At 62.8% G+C, this 20748-nt stretch carries 17 protein-coding genes and 6 pseudogenes; 14 read left to right on the forward strand and 9 right to left on the reverse strand.

Annotation, left to right across the window (positions count from 1 at the left end; all coding sequences use genetic code 11):
- The first annotated feature begins 210 nt into the window (after window positions 1-210).
- From BVER_RS11110 to BVER_RS11120, 3 pseudogenes are all read left to right on the forward strand, one after another.
- Window positions 211-1235, forward strand: a pseudogene (locus BVER_RS11110) (ATP-binding protein).
- Window positions 1236-1343: 108 nt separating this feature from the next.
- Window positions 1344-2257, forward strand: a pseudogene (locus tag BVER_RS11115) (hypothetical protein).
- 9 nt (window positions 2258-2266) lie between these two features.
- Window positions 2267-3555 (forward strand): annotated as a pseudogene (locus BVER_RS11120) (vWA domain-containing protein).
- A gap of 104 nt (window positions 3556-3659) precedes the next feature.
- Here the strand turns inward: BVER_RS11120 and BVER_RS35190 are convergent.
- A complete protein-coding gene (locus BVER_RS35190; RefSeq protein WP_269750755.1) occupies window positions 3660-3794 on the reverse strand; it encodes a hypothetical protein in 135 nt (44 codons plus the stop codon).
- Between the two features lie 159 nt (window positions 3795-3953).
- On the opposite strand from BVER_RS35190, the gene pip reads away from it, so the two are divergent.
- A complete protein-coding gene (gene pip / locus BVER_RS11125) occupies window positions 3954-4934 on the forward strand; it encodes a prolyl aminopeptidase (RefSeq protein WP_050453356.1) in 981 nt (326 codons plus the stop codon).
- Between the two features lie 25 nt (window positions 4935-4959).
- Here the strand turns inward: pip and BVER_RS11130 are convergent, their stop codons facing one another.
- Window positions 4960-6219, reverse strand: coding sequence for an EAL domain-containing protein (locus tag BVER_RS11130; RefSeq protein ID WP_050453357.1), 1260 nt, complete (start codon window positions 6217-6219; stop codon window positions 4960-4962).
- A 354-nt stretch (window positions 6220-6573) separates the two neighbouring features.
- Between BVER_RS11130 and BVER_RS11135 the strand changes: the two genes are divergently transcribed.
- Window positions 6574-6996: a hypothetical protein gene (locus tag BVER_RS11135; RefSeq protein WP_050453358.1), complete on the forward strand. Its 423-nt coding sequence runs from the start codon at window positions 6574-6576 to the stop codon at window positions 6994-6996.
- Window positions 6997-7531: 535 nt separating this feature from the next.
- On the opposite strand, the gene BVER_RS33650 is transcribed toward BVER_RS11135, so the two are convergent.
- Window positions 7532-8008: a hypothetical protein gene (locus tag BVER_RS33650; protein WP_232316491.1), complete on the reverse strand. Its 477-nt coding sequence runs from the start codon at window positions 8006-8008 to the stop codon at window positions 7532-7534.
- Between the two features lie 55 nt (window positions 8009-8063).
- On the opposite strand from BVER_RS33650, the gene BVER_RS33655 reads away from it, so the two are divergent.
- The 3 genes from BVER_RS33655 to BVER_RS33665 all read left to right on the forward strand — a co-directional run bounded on the left by BVER_RS33655 (window position 8064) and on the right by BVER_RS33665 (window position 11461).
- Window positions 8064-8312 carry a hypothetical protein gene (locus BVER_RS33655; protein ID WP_232316492.1) on the forward strand — a complete coding sequence of 83 codons (249 nt, stop codon included), beginning with the start codon at window positions 8064-8066 and terminating at the stop codon, window positions 8310-8312.
- Window positions 8313-8526: 214 nt separating this feature from the next.
- Window positions 8527-9747 (forward strand): 7TM-DISM domain-containing protein, encoded by a 1221-nt coding sequence (locus BVER_RS33660; protein WP_232316493.1) that lies wholly within the window; start codon window positions 8527-8529, stop codon window positions 9745-9747.
- On the forward strand, window positions 9638-11461 hold the full coding sequence (locus BVER_RS33665) for a putative bifunctional diguanylate cyclase/phosphodiesterase (protein ID WP_232316494.1): 1824 nt from the start codon (window positions 9638-9640) through the stop codon (window positions 11459-11461). Before BVER_RS33660 ends, BVER_RS33665 begins: the two co-directional genes overlap by 110 nt.
- 12 nt (window positions 11462-11473) lie before the next feature.
- Here BVER_RS33665 and BVER_RS11150 read toward each other — a convergent pair whose 3' ends face one another.
- Entirely contained in the window at window positions 11474-11674 is a 201-nt protein-coding gene (locus tag BVER_RS11150) for a hypothetical protein (protein WP_050453371.1), read from the reverse strand.
- A 282-nt stretch (window positions 11675-11956) separates the two neighbouring features.
- Here BVER_RS11150 and BVER_RS11155 point away from each other — a divergent pair.
- Window positions 11957-13173 (forward strand): annotated as a pseudogene (locus BVER_RS11155) (ROK family transcriptional regulator).
- 7 nt (window positions 13174-13180) lie between these two features.
- Here the strand turns inward: BVER_RS11155 and BVER_RS11160 are convergent.
- Complete coding sequence (locus tag BVER_RS11160) at window positions 13181-13807, reverse strand: LysE family translocator (protein WP_050453359.1); 627 nt, start codon at window positions 13805-13807, stop codon at window positions 13181-13183.
- Between the two features lie 130 nt (window positions 13808-13937).
- Between BVER_RS11160 and BVER_RS11165 the strand changes: the two genes are divergently transcribed.
- On the forward strand, window positions 13938-14402 hold the full coding sequence (locus BVER_RS11165) for an Lrp/AsnC family transcriptional regulator (protein ID WP_050453360.1): 465 nt from the start codon (window positions 13938-13940) through the stop codon (window positions 14400-14402).
- 97 nt (window positions 14403-14499) lie between these two features.
- Here BVER_RS11165 and BVER_RS11170 read toward each other — a convergent pair whose 3' ends face one another.
- The gene (locus BVER_RS11170) at window positions 14500-14754 is read right to left on the reverse strand and encodes a GlsB/YeaQ/YmgE family stress response membrane protein (RefSeq protein ID WP_050453361.1); all 255 of its coding nucleotides are present in this window, start codon (window positions 14752-14754) and stop codon (window positions 14500-14502) included.
- A gap of 233 nt (window positions 14755-14987) precedes the next feature.
- Between BVER_RS11170 and BVER_RS11175 the strand changes: the two are divergent.
- Window positions 14988-15475 (forward strand): annotated as a pseudogene (locus BVER_RS11175) (hypothetical protein).
- 84 nt (window positions 15476-15559) lie between these two features.
- Here the strand turns inward: BVER_RS11175 and BVER_RS11180 are convergent.
- Window positions 15560-17419 carry an OmpA family protein gene (locus tag BVER_RS11180; protein WP_050453362.1) on the reverse strand — a complete coding sequence of 620 codons (1860 nt, stop codon included), beginning with the start codon at window positions 17417-17419 and terminating at the stop codon, window positions 15560-15562.
- A gap of 173 nt (window positions 17420-17592) precedes the next feature.
- On the opposite strand from BVER_RS11180, the gene BVER_RS31400 reads away from it, so the two are divergent.
- Window positions 17593-17745 (forward strand): hypothetical protein, encoded by a 153-nt coding sequence (locus BVER_RS31400; RefSeq protein WP_157056011.1) that lies wholly within the window; start codon window positions 17593-17595, stop codon window positions 17743-17745.
- A gap of 196 nt (window positions 17746-17941) precedes the next feature.
- On the forward strand, window positions 17942-18238 hold the full coding sequence (locus BVER_RS11190) for a YciI-like protein (protein WP_050453364.1): 297 nt from the start codon (window positions 17942-17944) through the stop codon (window positions 18236-18238).
- A gap of 30 nt (window positions 18239-18268) precedes the next feature.
- Here the strand turns inward: BVER_RS11190 and BVER_RS11195 are convergent, their stop codons facing one another.
- The gene (locus BVER_RS11195) at window positions 18269-19267 is read right to left on the reverse strand and encodes a LysR family transcriptional regulator (RefSeq protein ID WP_370444229.1); all 999 of its coding nucleotides are present in this window, start codon (window positions 19265-19267) and stop codon (window positions 18269-18271) included.
- A gap of 20 nt (window positions 19268-19287) precedes the next feature.
- Here BVER_RS11195 and BVER_RS31405 point away from each other — a divergent pair, with 20 nt between their 5' ends.
- Window positions 19288-19428, forward strand: coding sequence for a hypothetical protein (locus BVER_RS31405; RefSeq protein WP_157056012.1), 141 nt, complete (start codon window positions 19288-19290; stop codon window positions 19426-19428).
- Between the two features lie 40 nt (window positions 19429-19468).
- Here the strand turns inward: BVER_RS31405 and BVER_RS11200 are convergent.
- Window positions 19469-20733 (reverse strand): annotated as a pseudogene (locus BVER_RS11200) (mechanosensitive ion channel family protein).
- Between the last annotated feature and the right edge of the window lie 15 nt (window positions 20734-20748).

Consider the following 20748-nt stretch of genomic DNA (forward strand, 5'->3'; position numbering starts at 1 on the left):
TGGCATGCCTCGCCTCACATAACCTCAACTTCCCGAACCGCCCGGTGCGGACCCGCACGCCGGGTGGTGTGGCAGGGTGGTGTGGCAGGGGACCGGCCAGCTTGCTGGCCGCCCCTATGCCGATCTGATCGTTGTATACATGCCCCCAGGGACCACGTCCCTACGGGCGTAGTCTTTTTGGGGCTTCTCAATTTTTCATTGGAAGCCGTCATGAAAGTCACGCCCGCTCAACTCACTGAACTGCTCTCGCTGTATGTCCCCAAGCGCCTGCCGGTGCTCATCACCGGCCGTCCTGGTATCGGCAAGAGCGACATCGTCGAACAGACCGCGCACGCGACGATCACGAGTTGCTGATCAGCCATCCGGTCGTCGAGGATCCGACCGACTCGAAAGGGTTGCCATTTCCCTCGGCCGACGGCGCGACCGCGAAGTTCCTGCCCTTCGGGGACCTGGAACGCGCAATGACCGCCAGACGCCCGCTCATCTGGTTTCTGGATGACCTCGGGCAGGCCTCGCCCGCCGTGCAAGCCGCCAAGATGCAGCTGCTGCTCGCGCGGCGTGTCGGCGAACACGTGCTGCCGCCGCAGGTGACGTTTCTTGCGGCCACCAACCGTCGAACGGACAACGCGGGTGTGTCGGGGATTCTCGATCCGGTGATCTCCCGTTTCGCAACGGTGGTTGAACTCGAACCGTCGATCGACGGCTGGACGCAGTGGGCCGTGCGCGAAAACATCCCGCCCGCGCTCATTGCGTTCCTGCGCTTCCGCCCGGATTTGCTGTCCGTGCAGAAGACATCGCGCGATATCGAGAACACGCCGAGTCCGCGTAGCTGGTGGTTCGTGGCCAAAACCATGGATGTCGTCCCCAAGCATCTGGAGCACATTTCCTACGCCGGATCGGTGGGAGAGGGCGCGGCGACTGAACTCGTCGGCTTCCTCCAGATCTTCCGCGAACTGCCGCAACCGGACGCGATTCTCCTCGCGCCCGATACGGCCATGATCCTGACAATGCCGGCGGCGTTGTTCGCCGTCGCGGCGGCGCTCGCGGCACGTGCAATCGAGGCGAACTTCGATCGGATCGTGCGTTACGCCGAGCGACTGGCCGCTGATGGGCATCGCGAGTTCGTGGCCCTGCTTGTACGCGATGCAGTCGAGCGCACACCGCAGATTCAAAACTCGTACGCGTTTATCGCGGCGCAAGGCGGTGAGATCGGCAAGATCATCCGCGGCGAGTAACGAGCCTTAACCCTTTCTCAGCTTTTCCATGTCGGCCCTGTCGCGTCTTCAGACGCACAGGGCCTTTTTCTTTGCCTCATCCATTCCCTTTCTATCCGGAGTTTTTTCATGGACATCACTTCCATCCAATCGAAGGTCATGCTGTGCTCGGTGACGATTTCCACCTGGGTCGCCCGCCGTTACGACGGCAAGGTGACGGAGGAGGTCGAGAACAAGCACCATGCGAAGGGCATCGGCAGATTCAATAAGCGCCTGCTGCCCGAGCACGCGCCGAGTTTCGCCGAAGTCGTGACGCTCGCCGGTCGCATCCGCTCGTACTTCTATGCCACACCCTGAAGTACGACCAGTTGGGCGTGCGTCTGTTGCCGACGATGGTCTACATGGATTTCGCCGAAAAGATGCGCTCGTTGAAAGACGAGTTCGACTTGGCGGTTTCTGTGTTCCTGACCGACTATCTGAATCTGAAGGAAGCCGCTCGCGCGGAACTGAACGGCCTGTTTAACGAGGCGGATTACCCGACCCTCGCTGAGCTGTCCACCAAGTTCGGCGTGAAGACGGCGGTGCTGCCGTTTCCGGACGCCAGCCAGTTCGGCGTCGAGTTGCCGGCGAACGTGCTCATCACGCTCAAGAGCGAACTCGACCAGCACGTTCTGGCCTCGATCGCGACGGCAAACGAAGACCTGGTGCGCCGTCTCTACGAAGCGGTTTCGCAGATGGCCAATCGCCTGTACGCAACCGGCAACGTCCGACTGGACGTAGCCAACAACGTGCGGGAACTGTGCGCGCTGCTGCCGAAGCTCAACTTCTCGAACGACCCGCAGCTCACGCACATCCTCGAGCAGGCCAAGACGCATCTGGCGGTTCACACGGGCGCGGACTTGAAGGACTCCCGCGTGCTTCGCTCTCAGGTGGCCAGCAAGGCACAGGAGATCGAAGGGTTGATGGCCGCTTTCATGGGCATGCAGCCGGAGCCGATGGAAGTTGAATCGGACCGTTCGCTGCAACTGCGCCTCGTCGCATAAGGTGGCGTCATGGACCGCAACGACGTTGTGCTGGGCAGTAGCGCGGTCCATCCGCGCATTGCCCGGCAGCGAACCGAGCTCGTGCTCTAGCAGCCGTTCTTCGGGGCGCTTGCGCTTCGATTGAATGTCCGAGAGGATCCGTCTGCCAAGACGTTCTGGGTGGATGGCGAGACGATGGGCTACAATCCTGACTATCTTGATTCGTTGAGCGATCTGGAAGTGCGCGGTGTCGTCGCGCACGAAGTCCTGCACGTGGCCAACGGCCATTGCTGGCGGCAGGGCGCGCGGGACCCCGGTCGATGGAACGATGCCTGTGATTATGCGATCAACCCGATCGTGCAGTCAGCCGGCATGGTTTTGCCTAAAGGGGCACTCGTCGATCCGCAGTACACGGGCAAATCGGCCGAGGAGATCTATGGGTTGCTCACGCAGGAGGCCAAGCAGAAGCAGCAACAACAGCCTCAGGAGCCAGGTCGAATGCCACAGCAGAAGCTGGATCCACGGGAGTCGCAGGACCTGCCGCCGACGAGCGTGCCCGACCAACCATCGCAGTCGAATGGGAAAGAGGGTGGGGCGCAGGTGCAGCAGCCAAGTCAGCAACCCTCGTCGAATCTGGGTTCCTTTGGTGAAGTCCGCCCCTATAAAGGGCCGGACAAGCCGGTAAAGGAAGCCGAATGGAAGGTCGCCGTGACGCAAGCTGCGAAAGCGGCTGCGATGTGCGGCAAGCTGCCCGGGGATCTACAGGCTATGGTGAGTGAGGCGGTGCGGCCGATCGTCGACTGGCGCGCGGTGTTGCATCGCTTCGCGCAACAGAGCGCGGCTTCCGACTACAGCTTCGCCACGCCGAATCGCCGGTATCTGCATCTCGGGTTTTATCTGCCCGCGCGCATACACCGGCGATTGGCGACGCGGTTTTTGTGCGGGATTCCAGCGGGTCGGTTTTCGACGAAACGCAGGCTCAGTTCGATGCGGAAATCCTTGCGGTTTTTCATTCGTTGAAACCGGCGCGGCTGATCGTGATGGACTGCGATACGCGCGTGACACAGGTACAGGTCTTCGAGCGAGGCGACTTGCCGGAGATCAAGCCTGTGCGAGGCGGCGGTGCAACGGCGTTCTCGGATCCGTTCAATCGGGTAGCTCAGAAAGGCATGAGGCCCGCCTTTTTGGTCTATCTCACTGACATGGATGGGCAGTTTCCGGCTGTCGCGCCGGATTATCCGGTGCTTTGGGCATCCACCACGCCGCTTACACGGGCGCGTTGCGCGCCGTTCGGCGAAACGGTGGAGGTAATAGGTTGATTCCAGCGTGTCAGGTTAGTTGATATGCAAAGAAGCCCCGCCAATGTGCGGGGCTTCGTCGTTTACGCATCTTGGTCTTTGTAATGCCAGGGCAAATCGCCGAATCAGGTCGTCGCGTTGCTGCGAAGCGGTCCCTTGCGTCCGACGATCGGAAACAGCGGCAGAATGAGGATCGACCACACGATACCGCTGCCAAGCAGATAGGTCGCGAAAATCCACTTGACTAGCGTGCGGCGCATGAATGTCGAATCAATGAAAGTTGGGTGACGATTTCGGGCAAGCCGCAAGCATAGCCGATTGCGCGCGCCAGAACTTTTTCTGGCCGACGATCAGGCTTTCATGCGTCATCGCTGACGGGATGCAACAATATCGTCCACGGATAATCAGGAACACGCGCAATGGAGCAAACACCGGTCGATTTCGAAGAAGGCATGCTGGATGTCGGCGACAGCCACTCGATTTACTGGCGCGCGCAAGGTCCGCGCGATGCGCCCGTCATGCTGGTCGTGCACGGCGGCCCCGGCGGCGCGATGAACGTCAAATGGGCCGACGCGCTCGAAGTGGACCGATGGCGCGTCGTGTTCTTCGATCAGCGCGGCTGCGGCAAGTCGAAGCCCTTCGGCAAGCTGGAGGCGAACGGCATCGACGCGCTGGTCGGCGATATGGAAAAGCTGCGCGTCGCACTGAAGATCGAGCGCTGGGCGCTGTTCGGCGGCTCGTGGGGCACGACGCTCGGGCTCGCGTACGGCATCGCGCATCCGGAACGCTGCACGGGTTTCCTGCTGCGCGGCGTGTTTCTCGCGCGGCGCGAGGACATCGACTGGTTCCTGTGGGATGTGCGGCGCGTGTTCCCGGAAGCGCATCGCGCCTTTCTCGATGCGATCGAAGCCGCCAGCGGCAAACGGCCGACGACCGCGCAAGAGATTCTCACGCTGACCGAAGCGCCGCTCGCCCGTTTCGACGAAGCCGGTACGCGACTCGCGCGCGCCTGGACGCAGTACGAGACGACCCTATCGGTCGTGAACAAGCCGGTGAAGCCGGCCGGAGAGGAAGAAAAGAAGGACGAGCGCCCGAGTGCCGAAGCCAACAACGTCACCATCTCGATGGCGCTGCTCGAACGCCACTATATGGCCAACGAATTGCCGCCCGTGCCGTTGCTGCCGCTGATCGGGCGCATCGCGCATCTGCCTTGCCGGATCGTGCATGGCCGCTTTGATATGGTGTGTCCGGCGGATCAGGCGCTGGCGCTGGCGGCGCAATGGCCGGGCGCGGAGTTGAACGTGGTGAACGCGGCGGGCCACTGGACCTTCGAGCCGGGCAATATCGCGGCATTGCGCAGCGGCGCGAAGTCGTTGGCCGATGCGGTCCGCAAGGGCTGACGATCGCGCGCGGCTTGGAAGATCGTTAGAGGATCATGTCGGCGGCGTCGATCAGGCGTCGCCAGTCGAGATTCGCGCCCGCGACAATCGTGCGGCCCGCGCGCTGCGTCGCGATGGTCAGCGTCACGCACAGCGACAGCCCCGTCACCGACAGATATGGCGCGCTGACGATGACCTCCTGCGGTTTCGCCTGCGCATCGACGAAGTAGGGGCGATTGTCCCAGCGTCCGCTCGACGAATCGGCGATGGGCGCAAAGCGCTCGCTCGGCGTCTTGGCGCTCGCGCCGGGCAGCGCGGGCATGCATTCGCGGTCGCGATGATCGAGGAAGAAGCAGCTCATCGTGCACGGCATCGCGAGCAGCTCGGCGCAGGCGGCGGCGGTATCCGCGCCCGAAGCGAGCCGTCGCGCGGCCTGCGACAGATTGGAGCGGTACGGCATCAGCAGCAGATCGCTGGCGAGGCGCTCGGTGCGGCGCATCTGCGCGAGCGAATCGAACACGCGCTCGAACAGCGGCATCGCCAGATCGCGCGGCGCGAGCGTCGGCGCGGGCTTGCCGAACAGCCAGCCCTGCACGAAGTCGACATTGGAACGCGCGGCGAGCATCAGGTCGTCGCTGGTTTCGATGCCTTCGGCGACGACGAACATGCCGGATTCGTGCAGCAGATCGACGAGCTTGGGCATCAGCGCGTCGCGCAGTTGCATTTGCGCGCGACGGCCTTGCGTGACTTGCGCGCGCACCAGGCTGCGATCGAGCTTTACGATATCCGGCTTGAGCGTCAGCAGCCGGTCGATGTTGGAGTGGCCCGCGCCGAAATCGTCGACGGCGACGAGAAAGCCCTGCGCGCGAAAAGCACGCGTCGCGCAGGCGAGATCGGCGAGATCGGCGACATCGGTGCCGCCCGATTCCAGCACTTCGATCACCAGCCGTTCCGGCGCGAGGCCCGCGTCGCGCGCGAGATCGGCCAGGCGCGCGGCGTAACCGGCATCGGTAAAGGTCGACGGATTGATGTTGATGAACAGCCACTGCGCGTCCGGCAAGAGCGGCGCGGCGTTGCGCAGATGCGTGACATGGCTCTTGCGGTCGAGATCGCCGAGACGTCCCGCGACGATCGCGTGGGCGAACAGGTCGAACGGCGTGACGAGCGTGCCGTCGCGCGTCGCGCCGCGCAACAGCGCCTCGTAGCCGACTTCGCGCTGATGCGGCAGGCTGTAGATGGGCTGCAGATGGGTCGAGAGCGTGACGCCGTCGACGGCCTGGTCCGGAGCGAAAAGCGTCTTCAGCATGCGAGCACCGGCGCCGGATGTCCGACCATCCGCCGCGGCATGCGCGAGGCGCCCGCGAACGGAGAGACGGCGAATTGGACACACGGTTCGAAAGACAACACGGTAGTGACGACGCGGGTTGGATGGAATAGTCCAGAATATCGGCCGGTCGTGCATAAACTTGAGCACGCAAACGAAATGAGCGGCGAATTAACTGGATTTGCCGGGGCGGGCGGCGCGTCCTATCTTTGATCAAGGTTCGATCGGACCGCCGTCGAAGAGGCGCGCGGGCGCGTTCGACGCAATTTGCTGCAACTTAGACGGGCCTCGGTCCGTCGAAAGTCGCAACGACACTTTAGAGATAGAGAGAAATCGATGGCGCAACAGAAAACCAATCCCAAACTCGAGCAGGCCCTCACGCGAGGCGATCTCGCGATCCGGCAGGCAAATTCGGGCCGCGCCACCGCGGTGCTGCGCGCGCTCGGCAAGATGATCACCGAGGCTTCGGCGACCATCGGCGTCGAGGCGCATGTCGTGATCCACGACGGCGACAAGATTTACGATCCCGCCGACGGCATGTGGCCGCAACAATTGCTGATTTCGCTGGACGGTCCTGTCGAGGACAACGATCCGGACGAAATTCGCACCGTCACGTTATTGGCCGATTCGGCCGGAACGATTTTCCGCTGCGAATGGCAACGCGCCGACGGCAAAATCGGTCGGCAGGAAGGCCGTCCGCTGGCAATGGTCGCCTTTATCACCGATGTCGATATTCCCTGGCTCGACGAAGAAGAATGATTTTGCGCGGCGCTCGCCGCGTTTTCACATATTGGTCAAGCGATGTCTTTAAAACGGACACCGGTGGTTTAACGGCGTCCGTTTTTTGTTCGATTCGCGCGCGCAATCATTGGACAAAAATTTTGCATACCTTGCGCGCGAACGCTTGGATAGTTGTGCGAATCGCAAACGTTGCCGTGGCCCTATTTTTTTTAGTCTTTTCGGGAACTTAGCATTATATCGCGAAAGCCCGCCGCCAGCTATTCTTTTAAAGCCTCTCGCGCTACGGGTGGCTGCCCGCCCTCGTTTCTTTTTCACCCTAATCGCGCACGTCAAAAGTCGCATTGCCTACGCATATTCAAAATGCGTTGGCCAAGCGGCGATTGGCCCATCGATTAGAAGAGTTTTTCCAACTCTTTTAGCCTGACGAATGCGAAGAAACAGTGGCTGGCGCGCACTCCTTTTGATTTTGTGAGAGGTTTTTTTGCCGTGTGAGGGCACAACCCAACTCGCCCATATCACGCGGCAACTTTCTAATCGCCAAGAAAAATGGGGTTTACAAATGGAATTCAACCTTGCCACTAGCTCCGTCGCCAGCCACGCCGACACTGCTGTCAACCGCCCGCCGCTTTCGGTGGTGCCCGCGCTTCAGAAAACGGAGAGGATGCCGTTTACTATCCGTATCGTCCGTGATGAAGCGGGCTTCGATAAGGCCGTGGCCGTGCGACGCACCGCTTACGGGCGTCATCTGCCGGAGTTCGCCGAGCAGATGACCGTCGAGCACGCCGATCGCGACGAGGGCACCGTCGTGCTGCTCGCGGAATCGAAGCTCGATGGTGCGCCGCTCGGCACCATGCGCGTTCAGACCAATGCGTATGCGCCGCTCGCGCTCGAGCAATCGGTGACGCTGCCGCCGCATCTCGCGACCAGCCGGCTCGCCGAAGCGACGCGGCTCGGCGTCGCGGGCGGAATGGTCGGACGAGTGGTCAAGGTTGCTCTGTGCAAGGCGTTGTGGTTGTTCTGCGAGCAGCACGGTATCGATTACATGGTGATCACCGCGCGCGCCACTGGACCGGGAGTACGAAGCGATGTTGTTCGAAGACGTGTTCGACGCGGGCAAGTTCCTGCCGATGGCGCATGTCGGCGGCCTGCCGCATCGCGTGCTGGCCAAGGATGTGGCGGCGGCGCGGTGGCTTTGGGAAGAGGCGCGGCATCCGCTTTTCAACTACATGGTCCACACGCATCATCCCGATATCGATTTGCAATCTGTAGATTTATCTTTTCATTGGGAACCGGTACGATGCCCAGAGGCTCCGTTGATGGCTTACGGCCGCTAAGGCTCGTCAGGCCGATGTTCCCAGGAAAGTAAAAGCGAAAAACCGGACCCCGGAGCGGTCCGGTTGGCCAAAAAAGCGAGGGCGGGGAGAACGTCAGGGCTCCGCCGTCGCCGTGCGTCGGCAACGTGTGGCGCAGGTGCCGCCCGGCGCGGCGCAAACGGGGGTTTTCCAGGTATGGCGTCGGCAATTCCAACATCCTTATCGAGATTCAGGCGTGGCGGCTCGTGGATCGACGACGCGTTGTATATCGTCGCGGTATACCGCCGTTCCGATCCTGATCGCGCTGGGCACCATCGCGACGCTCGTCTTTTTGCCGCGCCAGTACGAGTCGCGCGGCGCGAAATCGCTCGCCATCGCCGTCGTCTCCGATCACAACGAATCGTTCACGCCCGCCGATGCGCTCGCCGCGCTCAGGCACGCGCAACCGGTCTCGAACTACAGCACGCGGCTCTCGGAAAAACCGATCTGGTTCAGCTTCACGACGCCCAGCATGAGTGCGCAGTCGCAGACCGTCGTCGAACTTCCTTCGCGTCACGCGCAAACGCTTGCTTGCTGGAACGCAGCGACTTTGCAGCCGCTCGGCCGCGCCGATCGCGATTCCACCAGCGGCGACATGAAGCCGGTCAAGGCGGGATTTTTCATTCTCACGGGTCCGCTCAGCGCGCCCGAACCCATTCTGTGCCGCGGCACCTATTCCGGGCCGGCGCAGGTCAATGCATTCGCGTGGGACTGGCAAGGTCTGCGTAATTCGTCGCTCGATTTTCAGGAAAGCTCGGGGCTGATCGCCGGCGGCCTGCTGACGCTCGCCGTGTTCGTGTTCGTCACGGCGCTGATCAATCACGAATGGACCTACGTGATTTTCGCCGTGTGGCTCGTCGGCAATTTGCGCCTGTGCGCGAACGCGATGGGCTGGGACATGCAATGGCTCGGCCGCATGCTGCCGTCGGAGTACATGACGCCGCTGCGCCAGCTGACCTTCGCCGCGTATTACCTGCTCACCGCCGCGCTGTTTACCCAGTTGTTTCGCCGCGAACTGCGCGTGGTCGGCTATCGCTGGCTGCTGCGGGTGATCCAGTACGTCGGCCTCGTGTTGCTCGCGGCCGCGCTGGCGCTGCCGTATTCGCTGTTCATTCCGACGCTGTGGATCATCGCGGGCTTCGGTATCTTCGTGCTGCTGTTCTTTTTGACGCGGCTCGTGTGGATGGCGCGCTCGCGCACGGTCATGTGGTATGTCGCGTCGTTGGCCATCGTGCTGTTCACGACCTTCTCCGAAGTGCTCGGCGCGGCGTTCGGGCTGAAGGTGCTGGTCGGCCGTCAACACCGTGATGGCCGCGTTGTCGTCGAGCATGATGGCCGCGTTCGCCATTGCCGAGCAGATGCGCGCCGAACGCGACTTCCGCCGTCAGGCGCAGATGGAATTACGCAATACGTATGAAGTGACGCCGATCGGCCTCTTCACGCTCGATACCAACGGTCACTTCGTGCGCGCGAATCCCGCCTTGCGCGCGATGCTCGATCTGCAGAAGTCCGACTACAAGATCCGCCACTGGAACGATTATTTCGAGCCCGGCGCGTGGGGCGCGTTGCAGGCGCTGGCATCGAAGGGCGCGGACGGCGAGCTCGAAATGGGCGGTTCGGGTTCGGTCGAACGCGGCAACGGCGAGCGCCGTTATCTGCTGAAAGCGATTCGCTCGAACGGCTGGATCGAAGGCTCGCTGCAGGACACGACCGAACGTTCGAAGGCCGTCGAACGCTTACGCTTTCTTTCCGAGCACGATCCGCTGACCGGCTCGCTGAACCGGCGCGGCATCGAAAAAGCCATTTCGATGCAGAGCGACGAAACCATGCCGTGGGCGCTCGCCTATATCGACCTCGACCGCTTCAAGCTGGTCAACGATCTGTTCGGCCATCGCAGCGGCGACGAAGTGCTGCGCCAAGTCGCGGCGCGCACGCGGGCGCATTTCGCGCGCAGTTATCCGGTCGGGCGGATCGGTGGCGACGAGTTCGTCTGCGTGATGAACGATACGTCGATCGAAGACGCCATCGCGCAATGCCGCAATCTCATCTCCATTCTCAGCGATGCGCCGTATCAGGTCGGCAATCGCGCGTTTCAGGTGAAGGCGTCGATCGGGCTGGTCGAATGTTCGCGCGGCGTGCGCGTGCAGGATGCGCTGTCGCATGCGGATCGCGCGTGCCGCGAGGCGAAGAAGGTCGCGCATACGCATCTCGTCACCTATCGCAAGGGCGCGGCGGCGTTCGAGGAGCGCGCCGAGGAACTGAAACTCGTCGAAACGCTCGGGCGGAATCGTCTGCCGCCGGGCCTGTTTCTCGTGATGCAGCCGATCATGTCGCTGGCCGCGCCCGCCGATTCGCTCAACTTCGAAGTGCTGCTGCGCATGCGCCCGCCCGATGGCACCACGCTTCCGGCCGGCAAGGTGATCGTCGCGGCGGAGGAATCGGGCAATATCGCGGCGATCGACCGCTGGGTGATTTCGACGCTGCTCGAGTGGATCGAGGCGCATCGTCACACGCTCAAGAACACGCAGTTTATTTGCGTGAACCTGTCGGGCGGCTCGCTCAACGACGAGCAGTTCATGGAGGACATCTTCGCGCTGCTCGCGCGGCATCCGTCCGTGGTGCATTACCTTTGCCTCGAAATTACCGAAAGCGTCGCGCTGCACGATCTCGAGAACACCCAGCGCTTTATCGCGCGTGTCCACGACATGGGCGGCAAGATCGCGCTCGACGACTTCGGCGCGGGCTACACGTCGTTCAAGTATCTGAAGGCGCTGTCCGCCGATGCGTTGAAAATCGACGGCGAATTCGTGCGCTCGATGTGCGCGCATCCGGCGGATATCGCCATCGTCGAGGCGATCGTCGCGCTGGCGCGCAATCTCGACATGCGCAGCGTCGCGGAATGGGTCGAGGACTTCGACACCTTGCGCGCGTTGCAGGAAATCGGCGTGGATTATGTGCAGGGCCATCTGATCGCGCGGCCGCAGGAAAGCCAGGCGATCCTCACGGCGCGTTCGGCCGCGAGCTTCCTGAAGGACGAGGAAGTGATCGGTTTCGTCGACAGCCTGTCGCAGCCGAAGCAGGCGACCGTGTTCGACTACGAATGGTGCGCCCGCGCGGCGGGCACGCACTAAACGCTGCGGGCGTTACATGTCTTTCAGCAGTTTCGTCGCCGCGATGGGAATGCGCGTGTCGTCCCATTTCGCGAGCCATTCGATTTCCTTCCGCGTGAAATAGCCGGGCTGATTGCGCAGCGCGAATTGCAGCGAATCGACGATGTGATCGCGGATGATTTGCGGCGCTCGGTCGTCGGTGACGATCGCGTGAAGGGCTTCGAGTGTGCTCATGGTGCGGCTGCGGCCAAGGGTGGGCGGAATTCGCCAGAACTGCATCGCCGACCATAACCAGCCAAAAATCCGGAAAAATATTGCGTTGCGCAAAAAGCGCGGGCGCCCGTTCGTGTTGTCGATTCGAAAGCCTGCTTGCAAAATTCCGCGCGCGGCTTTACTAATTCAAAACGCGGGATTTAGGCCGTATTCGCACAGCACGGCTATCGACGGGGACTCCACACATGAACGAATTCCGGCGCGCGCGTCGCGACGCGTCCGCTTTTGCGCAGGCCATCAAACATGTCTGAGCGATCTGTACGCGCGGCATCGATGCATTCGGTCGGCTCCAACCAGCTTGGTATGCGCCAGTTCAACGAGCGCATCGTCTTGCAGGCGATCCGCCTGCACGGCGCATTGCCGAAGGCGGATATCGCGCGCCTCACGCGTCTGTCGATGCAGACGGTTTCGCTGATCGTCGATCATCTGATCGAGGACGGCTTGTTCGCGAAAGACCCGCGCGTGCGGGTGCGCGGGCGCATCGGCCAGCCGTCGGTGCCGATTTCGCTGCGCGCGGACGGCGCGTTTTCCATAGGCGTGAAGGTCGGCCGGCGCAGTCTCGACGTGCTGTCGATGGACTTCGGCGGCAGTGTGCGCATGCGCGAAACGCTCGAATACGCCTATCCCGATCCCGCGACGCGGTTTCCCGCGCTGGACGAAAGGCTCACGCGCGCCACCGCCGCGCTCGGGGACGATGCGCCGAAAATCGCGGGCATCGGCGTGGCGGCGCCGCTGTGGCTCGGCGGCTGGCGCGATTTCTTCGATACGCCGCCGGGCGTGCTCGCGGCGTGGAACGATATCGACATCCGCGAACGCATTCAGGCGCTGACGGCGCTGCCCGTCCATTTTGCCAAGGACACGACGGCCGCCTGCGCTGCCGAACTCGTGATGGGGCAAGGGCGCGGCTTGCGCAACTTTCTGTATGTGTTCATCGGGACGTTCATCGGCGGCGGGCTCGTCATCGACGGCCGATTGCACGAGGGCCGGGCGGCAACGCGGGCGCGATCGGCTCGCTGCCGGTGATCGGCGCGGACGGGCGCGCCGGGCAGTTGCTGAACACGGCGTCGGTCTACGTGCTGGAAAAGGCGTTCGCGCAAGCGGGCGCGCCGCGCGCCTCCGCGCACGACGAACGCGCGTGTTCGTCGCCGTGGCGCGACTTGTCCGAAGCGTGGATGCGCGATGCGTGTCCGGCGATCGCGGCGAGCATCGCGTCGTCGTCGGCGCTGCTGGATCTGGAGGCGGTCGTGATCGACGGCGAGATCGATCGCGCGCTGTTGCGCGACGTGATCGGCCGAACGGACGATGCGCTCGGCGGCTTCGACTGGCAAGGCATGACGCGTCCGCGTCTGGTCGAAGGCCAGATCGGCCCCGACGCCCGCGCGATGGGCGGCGCGATTTTGCCGCGCTACGCGCATTTCGCGCCGAAGCACGAGCTCTTTTTGAAGCCGCTGGACGTCTGAAAGTCGATCAGTCGAGCGACAGGCGCATCGCGAATGCGAGCAACGCCGCCGAAAACGTCCAGCGCTGCACGGTCTGGGCTTTCTGATGCCGCCGCAGCCAGCCCGAAATACGCACCGCGCCGCATGCGAGCGTGACGTCGAACATCAGCCCGAACAGCACGAGCACGACGCCGAGTTCGGTCACTTGCGACCAGACCGGACCGGCATCGGGATGCACGAACTGCGGCAATAGGACGGAGCAGAACAGCAACGCCTTCGGATTCAGGATGCTGCTCAGCACGCCTTTCAGAAAAGCCGCGGGGAAAGTCGGCGCGGCCGTCTTGTCCGATGCCGCTTCGAGCCCGAATCCCGGCGAGCGAAAAATCTGGATCGCGATATACGTCAGGTACAGCCCGCCCGCGACGCGCACGCCGTTGTACAACCACGGCGCGCTGCGCAGCAAGGCCGCGACACCCAGCGCCGATAGGGTGACATGCGTCGCCCGCGCGACGGCAAGACCGCCCGCCACGGCGAGGCCATGTCGCATGCCGCGCGTGGCGCTGGTCTGCAACACGACGGCCATATCCGGTCCGGGCAGCGCATAAATGACCGCCAGCGCGCCGATGAAAACCCACAACAAATGCGATGAAACCATGATCGAACTCTCCGAAACAGGGCTACATGGTGCCATCGCAATCGCGCCGATTTTTGGCCTTTTGCGATTCATTCAAGCGAGCTGTTCGAGCTTTCCTCTACTATTGATGAAATAAGAGGGGGAAAACTTCATGAGCGAACTGGACCGAATCGACCGGGCGATTCTGGCCGCTGTACAGCAGGACGGCCGGATGCCCGTCGCGAAACTCGCGGAGCGCGTTGGCCTGAGCGAGACGCCGTGCGCGCGCAGGCTCAAGCGACTCGAAAGCGACGGCTATATCGAGGGCTATCGCGCGATGTTGTCGCGTAAGGCGCTCGGGCTCGGCGTCATCGCGTTCGTGCATGTGCGCTTCAGCGTGCAGAACCAGTCGCTGTCGGATCGCTTCGAACGCGAAGTCCGGGCGATCGAGCGCATCGTGTCGTGTCATAACGTGAGCGGGACGGCGGATTATCTGTTGCAGATCGTCGTGCGCGATCTCGACGAATACGGCACGTTCACCCGCGACGTGCTGCGCGCCTTGCCCGGCGTCACGGCGGTCGAGTCGATGCTGTCGCTGCGCGAGATCAAGCGCGAAAGCGGATTGCCGTTGGCGTGACGGAAGTCGATATTGGCGCATAAAAAAGCCTCGCCCAACATCGGGCGAGGCTGTCATCGAAACGATACGACGAATCGTGACGTTTTCGGGCGCTTCGTCAGGCGGCGCGCTTGCGGACCATGCCGACGACCACCAGCAGCACGATTGCGCCGACGACCGAGGCGATCCATCCCGCCGGCTGTCCCGGTTGATACCAGCCGAGTGCGCGTCCGACATAGCCCGCGACCAGCGACCCGGCAACACCGAGCACGATGGTCATGATCCAGCCCATGCTGTCGTCGCCCGGCTTGGTGGCGCGCGCGATCAGACCGACGACCAGTCCGACGATCAAAGTACCGATAAATGAAAACATGCGCTTGCTCCTTCAGAAGATGCGGTTTTTGGCAGCGTTTTCGTTGATCCCGGGGCGTTCCCGTAACGGCAAAGTAGCACGGCCGCCGATGTTTGAATATGACGGCGACCGCATTCGCCCGGGATCGGCCGAACGGCCAGACGGGTCGCAGGCACCGTGCCCGGACGGGGCGCGCGCCCAAGCCAAGGTAAAATCCAAGGTCTTGTCACTCGCTTGCCCCGCGCCTCCACGCCATGACCGATTCCGAACTCCCCTCGACCGACGAAGCCATCCACGAAGACCGTCTCTGGCGCGACGACGGCTGGACCGCGCGCGTGATCAAGAATGAAGACGACGATGGCTGGGCCGTCGAAATGATTCAGGCGGGCGAAGCGGAACCCGCGCTGGTCGGCCCGTGGACGATGGGCCGCGACAAGAAGAACCCGAAGCCGCTCGATGCCAACGCGTTCCGCACGCTGGTCAAGACCGCCTCCGAAGTGCTGCGCCGTCACGAACAGCAGCGTCACGCGATGCTGCACAAGAACGTCACCATCGAACTGCGCGACGAGACCATTACCGTCACGCTCGATATCGTTCCCGACGAAGACGATCCCTACGCCGACCTCAAAGCCTTCGATGCCTACGGCGAGCAACTCGCGCATGCGCGCGTATCGCCGCATACAAGCTCAGCAAGGCGAACGCCGAACGCTGGGCCGAAAGCGGCTTCGCGACGCCGAACTGATTCGACGCGCGCGCGACGCGCAAATGAAAATGCCGCCGTGGGATTCACACGGCGGCATGTCTTTTTCGATCGAGCCGATCAGGCTTACTTCACCACGAACTCGATGCGGCGATTCTTGAAGCGACCGCTTTCGGTGCTGTTGTCCGCCAGCGGATTGGCGTCGCCGTAGCCCGTCGCGGTGAGCGTCTGGGTCGGCACGCCCGCGCGCACCAGATAGCCGCGCACAGCCTGCGCGCGTTCCTTCGACATTTCCAGCTTGGCACGCGCCGGACCTTGCGAGTCCGAGTAACCGGCGACGTCCAGATTCACCATCGAGCCCTTGGCCGCACAGTTTTTCAGCAGTTGCACCGTCTCGCCGAGCGTGGCGTAAGCGCTTTCCGGAACCGTAGCGCTGGAGCGCGCGAAGTTGACGACCTGCAGATCGAGGACCTTGGTCAGCTTCGTGCCGGAGCAGGCGTCGGCGGCGGCGAGCAGCGTCTTTATGCCGTCGCGGAACGATTGCGTCGCGCTGGCGATCGCGCCGTTGACGTCGAACGAGCCGACCGTGAACATGCCGCCGAGCGCGCTCTTCAGGCGATCGGTCCAGCCGAGCTTGGTGTCCGCCGCCGCGCCGCTCAGTTCGACCTTCGAGCCGCTCACTTTCACTTCCGCGCCCGGCACGGCCATCAGCGGCAGGAAGTTCTTCAGTTGCGCGAGCCAGGTGGCGGGACGCGTGTTCGGCGTCACCGTGACGTCGGCGGTATAGCCTTTGCCGAAGCGCGCGGTGAGCGCGTCGATCAGGCTCTGCTTTTCGGCTTCGGTGCCGACCGTCGCGGTGACCGAGGGCACGCCCGCCGGGCTGACGCTGAACACGAGACGCGCATCGGCGTTGGCGTTGGCGACAGTGGCCGCGTCCGGAGCCGAAGCAACAGCCGATGCCGATACAGCCGCCGACGCCGATGCAGCCGTCGCCGGCGTGGCGCTGGCCGCTTGCGCGACCGGCGCAGACGCTTCCGTCGCGATGGACGCGACGAGCGGCGCATCGACCGATGACGCCTGCTTCTCGACCGATGCGGTCGGCGATGTCGTGGCCGTCTGGTTCAGATCGACGCTATTCGAGTTCGTGAACCCGTGGTAGTAGACCAGCGCCAGAATGCCGGCGAGCACCGCGAAGAGCAGCCAGATCCACTTGTTGGACTTCTTGGGCGATGCGGACGAACGCACCGGCGCACGCGTCGGCGCGGCTGCGGCGGGCGAACGAGCGGCAGGCGCCGCAGGCGCGACGGACGACGCGTGGACCGGCGTGCTGCGCGCGACGGATTCGCCGACGGCGGCCGTAGCCAGCGCATCGACTTCCTCGCGCTCGGCCAGCGTCGATGCCACGGCGTCGAGCCGCGTGCCGATGCTGTTGGTGAAGCCGTCCGCGTTGCCGATGCCGATCGCCGTCGCCACGCCGTTCGACAGCGACGTCCTCATCTCCGGCACCTGTTCGCGCAGCAGCGGCGGCAGTTGCGGCAAGCCCCATTGCGCGAGCAGGAAGTACCGCTTGATCACGCCGAACAGCACGGCGGCGGCGACACCCGCGAGCGCCGAGGTGGCCTGCGTCGGGACGCCGGTTTCGACCGACACGGCGTCGGTCAGCAAATCCATGCGCTTGCCGGTGGCTTCGGCGGCGAGCGCGTGGCCGCTGCTTTCGAGATGTTTCAGACCGCCGGTGGTCGAAATCAGCTTGTCCAGCTGATCGACGATATAGGCGTTGGTCTCCGGCAACATGATGACGGAATGCAATTGACGTGCGCCTTGCGCGAGCGAGGCGCGGTCCATCAGCGCGGCAACCAGACCCGGCGCGGTGCGCGATGCCAGCTGCCGGACGATGTTCCCCGGAATGCCGAACTGCTGCGCCAACTGCTCCGCGATGCTTTCAGTCATGGCGGTATTCACCGCTTGGACCAGATTGATACTCATCGACTTCGATCCTATCTACTTTTGCAATTGCGCTGAAAAAATGTGCGCAAATTCGCCGCGCATTCTATATGCACAGGTATCCTAAAAAGACGGCGTATACCTTATTTACGAATCTGTGGACGTGCGCCCACTTGACTTATCGCGGAGTCGATGACCAGTCGGTAAAGAGGCGCATGAGCCGTTTGCCCGCCAACCCCAGCCACGACGGTTCCGAAGGCATGGGGCTGTTGTCGCGCGGATTCAGTGCGAGAATCGTGATGAGCGACGTGGACTGGAGCAGCCGCTGGTACGACGCGTCGAGTGGCGAAGTCCATGCGCAATCGTGACAATCATGCTTCGAGCAAGTGTTGCAAGGCGGTTGATCGCGGTTCATGAGAGGGTCCTCGGAATGTACCCGCGAATGATGTTCGAAGTTCCCGCTTTAATCGATCAGAGGGCTCTTAGGCAAGTCTTAATTTCAGAATCGAAGAGGGTGAAAATGGTTACGGCGTATGTCACCCCGTTATTACAGGAGCGAATGAAATGCACTATTTACTGATCTACGAGTTGTGCGAAGACTATCTGGAGCGTCGCGGGCAATTTCGAGACGAACATCTGTCGCTTGCGTGGAAGGCAGCGGATGGCGGCGATTTGCTGCTGGGCGGCGCGCTCGAAGGCCCGGCGGATCGCGCGATTCTGTTGTTCAACAGCGATTCGCCGGATGCGGCGGAAGCCTTCGCGCGCGTCGATCCGTATGTGACGAACGGGCTGGTCGAGCGCTGGTCGGTGCGCAAGTGGAACACCGTGGCGGGCGAGGCGGCGGCCACGCCTGTGCGCTGAAGCGTCGGACGCGGGCCGCCGGGGTTCGAATCAGACGTCGGCGGTTTCCTCGGTCGGCTGATCGTCCGACGGACGGTCGCGGCGCGCCGTCGTGCGCCGTTGCGCCGAGCGATACAGACTGGTGAGCGTATCGTCCATTTCCTGCGAACGCTCGAACAGCTTGGCCAGCCAGTCGACGAACGCCGACACGCGCGGCGTCGCCTGACGGCTCTTCAGGAACGCGACCGACACCTTGAGCGGCGGCGCTTTACATTCCGGCAGCACTTCCTGCAACTGTCCCGAGCGCAGATACGGCTGCGCCGCGATCTTCAGCGGCTGAATCAGCCCGAGCCCTTCGAGTCCGCAGGCAATGTACGCGTGCTCGTCGGCGACCTGTACGAAGCCGCGCATCTTCATGGTGACGGCTTTGCCTTCGACGTCGAAATCGGCGGGACGGCCGCTTTTTTCCGATACGCAATTCACCGCGACGTGGCGCGTGAGCTCATCGAGCGATTGCGGCGTGCCGTGCTTGTCCAGATACGCCGGACTTGCGCACGTCACCTGTTCCAGTACACCGAGCCGCCGCGCGACGAGACCCGAATCGGGCAGTTCGCCGAGCTGCACGCTGCAATCGACGCCTTCGCCGACCAGATCGACATTGCGCGTGCCGATCCCGATCGACAGTTCGATCTGCGGATAACGCGCATGAAATTCCGGCAGCGCCGGCACGACGATGGACGTCGCCACCGTATCCGGCATTTCGACGCGCAGCCGTCCGCGCAGGCGTTCCTCGCCCGCGCCGAAACCGGATTCGAGTTCGTCGATATCCGCGAGAATTTGCGAGCAGCGCTCGTAATACGCAGCGCCATCGACGGTGAGATTCAGGCGCCTCGTCGTGCGTGCAAGCAATTGCACGCCGACTAGCGCTTCGAGTTGTTGCACGGTCGTCGACACGCTTGCACGCGGCATGCCGAGCGATTCGGCGGCGCGCGTGAAGCTGTTGGTATCGACGACACGCGTAAAGACACGCATGGCATGGACGCGATCGATCACGTTGAGGTTTCCCTTTTATGACGATGGAAGGCGATGCGCGAGAAAAAGCGATCACGCCGCCGGGCAGGAACGGCGGGATCGGACGCATCGGCGATGGTCACATCTTAGGAACGGGAAGGCTCGACGTGAATACACAAAACTGGAGGATTCTTGCCTGATTCTTTTCAGCCATGAATGCGGTCGGGAGAATCGCGCAAGTCAGAGCAAGGGCATTTCGCCTCGCAGACGTCCGCCGATACCCGAAAAGTCGGTGCCCGAAGGCGACTGGTAAAGGCGCAGGCCTATCTCGGGAAGGATCGCGAGCAGATGATCGAAGACGTCGCCCTGAATGCGTTCATATTGCGTCCACGCCGTGGTGGCGGTGAAGCAATAGACCTCGATCGGAATGCCTTGCGAATCCGGCTCCATCATGCGGACCATGATCGCCATGTCCTGACGGATTTCCGGATGCCGTTGCCGATAGGCTAAACCATACGCGCGGAACGTGCCCACATTGGTGAGCCGGCGGCGATTGGCCGGTTCGTTGGCGAGTTCGCCGAGATTGCGGTTGGCCTGATCGACTTCGGTCTGCTTCTGCTCGAGATAATCGTGCAGCAGGCGAAAGCGCATCATGTGCGCGGTTTCCTCGTCGGAGAGAAAACGCACGCATTGCGCGTCGATCCGCAGCGTGCGCTTGATCCGCCGCCCGCCCGATTCGAACATGTGCCGATAGTTGCGATACTCTCGAAAAAGAGTTTGTAGGTGGGCACGGTCGTCACCGTGTTGTCCCAGTTCTGCACCTTGACCGTATGCAGCGCGATGTCCTTCACGAAGCCGTCGGCGCTCGCTTGCGGCATCTCGATCCAGTCGCCGATGCGCAGCATGTCGTTCGACGTCAGCTGCGTGCTCGCGACGAGGGACAGCAGCGTGTCCTTGAACACCAGCAGCAGCACGGCGGACAGCGCGCCGATGCCTGACAGCATCCACAACGGCGAACGGTCGATGAGAATCGACAGCACCAGCACGCCGCACACGAGCGCGAGCGCCAGCTTGCCGATCTGGATGTAGCCCTTGATCGAACGCGTCTGCGCTTCCTTGCTCGACGCATAGACGTCCTGCCACGCGGACAGCAGGCTGCCCATCGCGAAGAAAAAGCAGATCCACGCGCCGGCATGCGCGATCCGCTCGATCGGCACGGCCCATTTGCCGATATGCGGCACTTCGTCGATACCGAGCGCGACGGTCGCGAACGGCACCGCATACCAGACGCGGTGATACGCGCGCCGCCGGATGAAGGCGTGATCCCACGCGGTATGCCCGGCGAGCACCAGCAGGCGGTGCGCGATCAGCAACACGATGCGCGCGACAACCCATTGCAGAAACAGGGCGAGCAGCACGAGCATGACGATGCCGAGCGCCAGCTGCGCCCACGGATGCGTCGGCAGATGGTGCTGGAGCGTATCGGGCAGAAAGTCGAAATTCATACGTGGAAACAGGAA

It is taken from the genome of Candidatus Burkholderia verschuerenii, assembly GCF_001189365.1.
GTDB classification, from domain to species: domain Bacteria; phylum Pseudomonadota; class Gammaproteobacteria; order Burkholderiales; family Burkholderiaceae; genus Caballeronia; species Caballeronia verschuerenii.

Coding starts and splice junctions, on each gene's coding strand:
- BVER_RS11130 (WP_050453357.1), bottom strand. CDS start 6,219: ATGCTGAAGACGCTTTTCGCTCCGGACCAGGCCGTCGACGGCGTCACG.
- BVER_RS33665 (WP_232316494.1), top strand. CDS start 9,638: ATGGCCGCGTTGTCGTCGAGCATGATGGCCGCGTTCGCCATTGCCGAG.
- BVER_RS11150 (WP_050453371.1), bottom strand. CDS start 11,674: ATGAGCACACTCGAAGCCCTTCACGCGATCGTCACCGACGACCGAGCG.
- BVER_RS11190 (WP_050453364.1), top strand. CDS start 17,942: ATGCACTATTTACTGATCTACGAGTTGTGCGAAGACTATCTGGAGCGT.
- BVER_RS11180 (WP_050453362.1), bottom strand. CDS start 17,419: ATGAGTATCAATCTGGTCCAAGCGGTGAATACCGCCATGACTGAAAGC.
- BVER_RS11160 (WP_050453359.1), bottom strand. CDS start 13,807: ATGGTTTCATCGCATTTGTTGTGGGTTTTCATCGGCGCGCTGGCGGTC.
- BVER_RS31405 (WP_157056012.1), top strand. CDS start 19,288: ATGACGATGGAAGGCGATGCGCGAGAAAAAGCGATCACGCCGCCGGGC.
- BVER_RS31400 (WP_157056011.1), top strand. CDS start 17,593: ATGAGCCGTTTGCCCGCCAACCCCAGCCACGACGGTTCCGAAGGCATG.
- BVER_RS33655 (WP_232316492.1), top strand. CDS start 8,064: ATGTTGTTCGAAGACGTGTTCGACGCGGGCAAGTTCCTGCCGATGGCG.
- BVER_RS11135 (WP_050453358.1), top strand. CDS start 6,574: ATGGCGCAACAGAAAACCAATCCCAAACTCGAGCAGGCCCTCACGCGA.
- pip (WP_050453356.1), top strand. CDS start 3,954: ATGGAGCAAACACCGGTCGATTTCGAAGAAGGCATGCTGGATGTCGGC.
- BVER_RS35190 (WP_269750755.1), bottom strand. CDS start 3,794: ATGCGCCGCACGCTAGTCAAGTGGATTTTCGCGACCTATCTGCTTGGC.
- BVER_RS11170 (WP_050453361.1), bottom strand. CDS start 14,754: ATGTTTTCATTTATCGGTACTTTGATCGTCGGACTGGTCGTCGGTCTG.
- BVER_RS11165 (WP_050453360.1), top strand. CDS start 13,938: ATGAGCGAACTGGACCGAATCGACCGGGCGATTCTGGCCGCTGTACAG.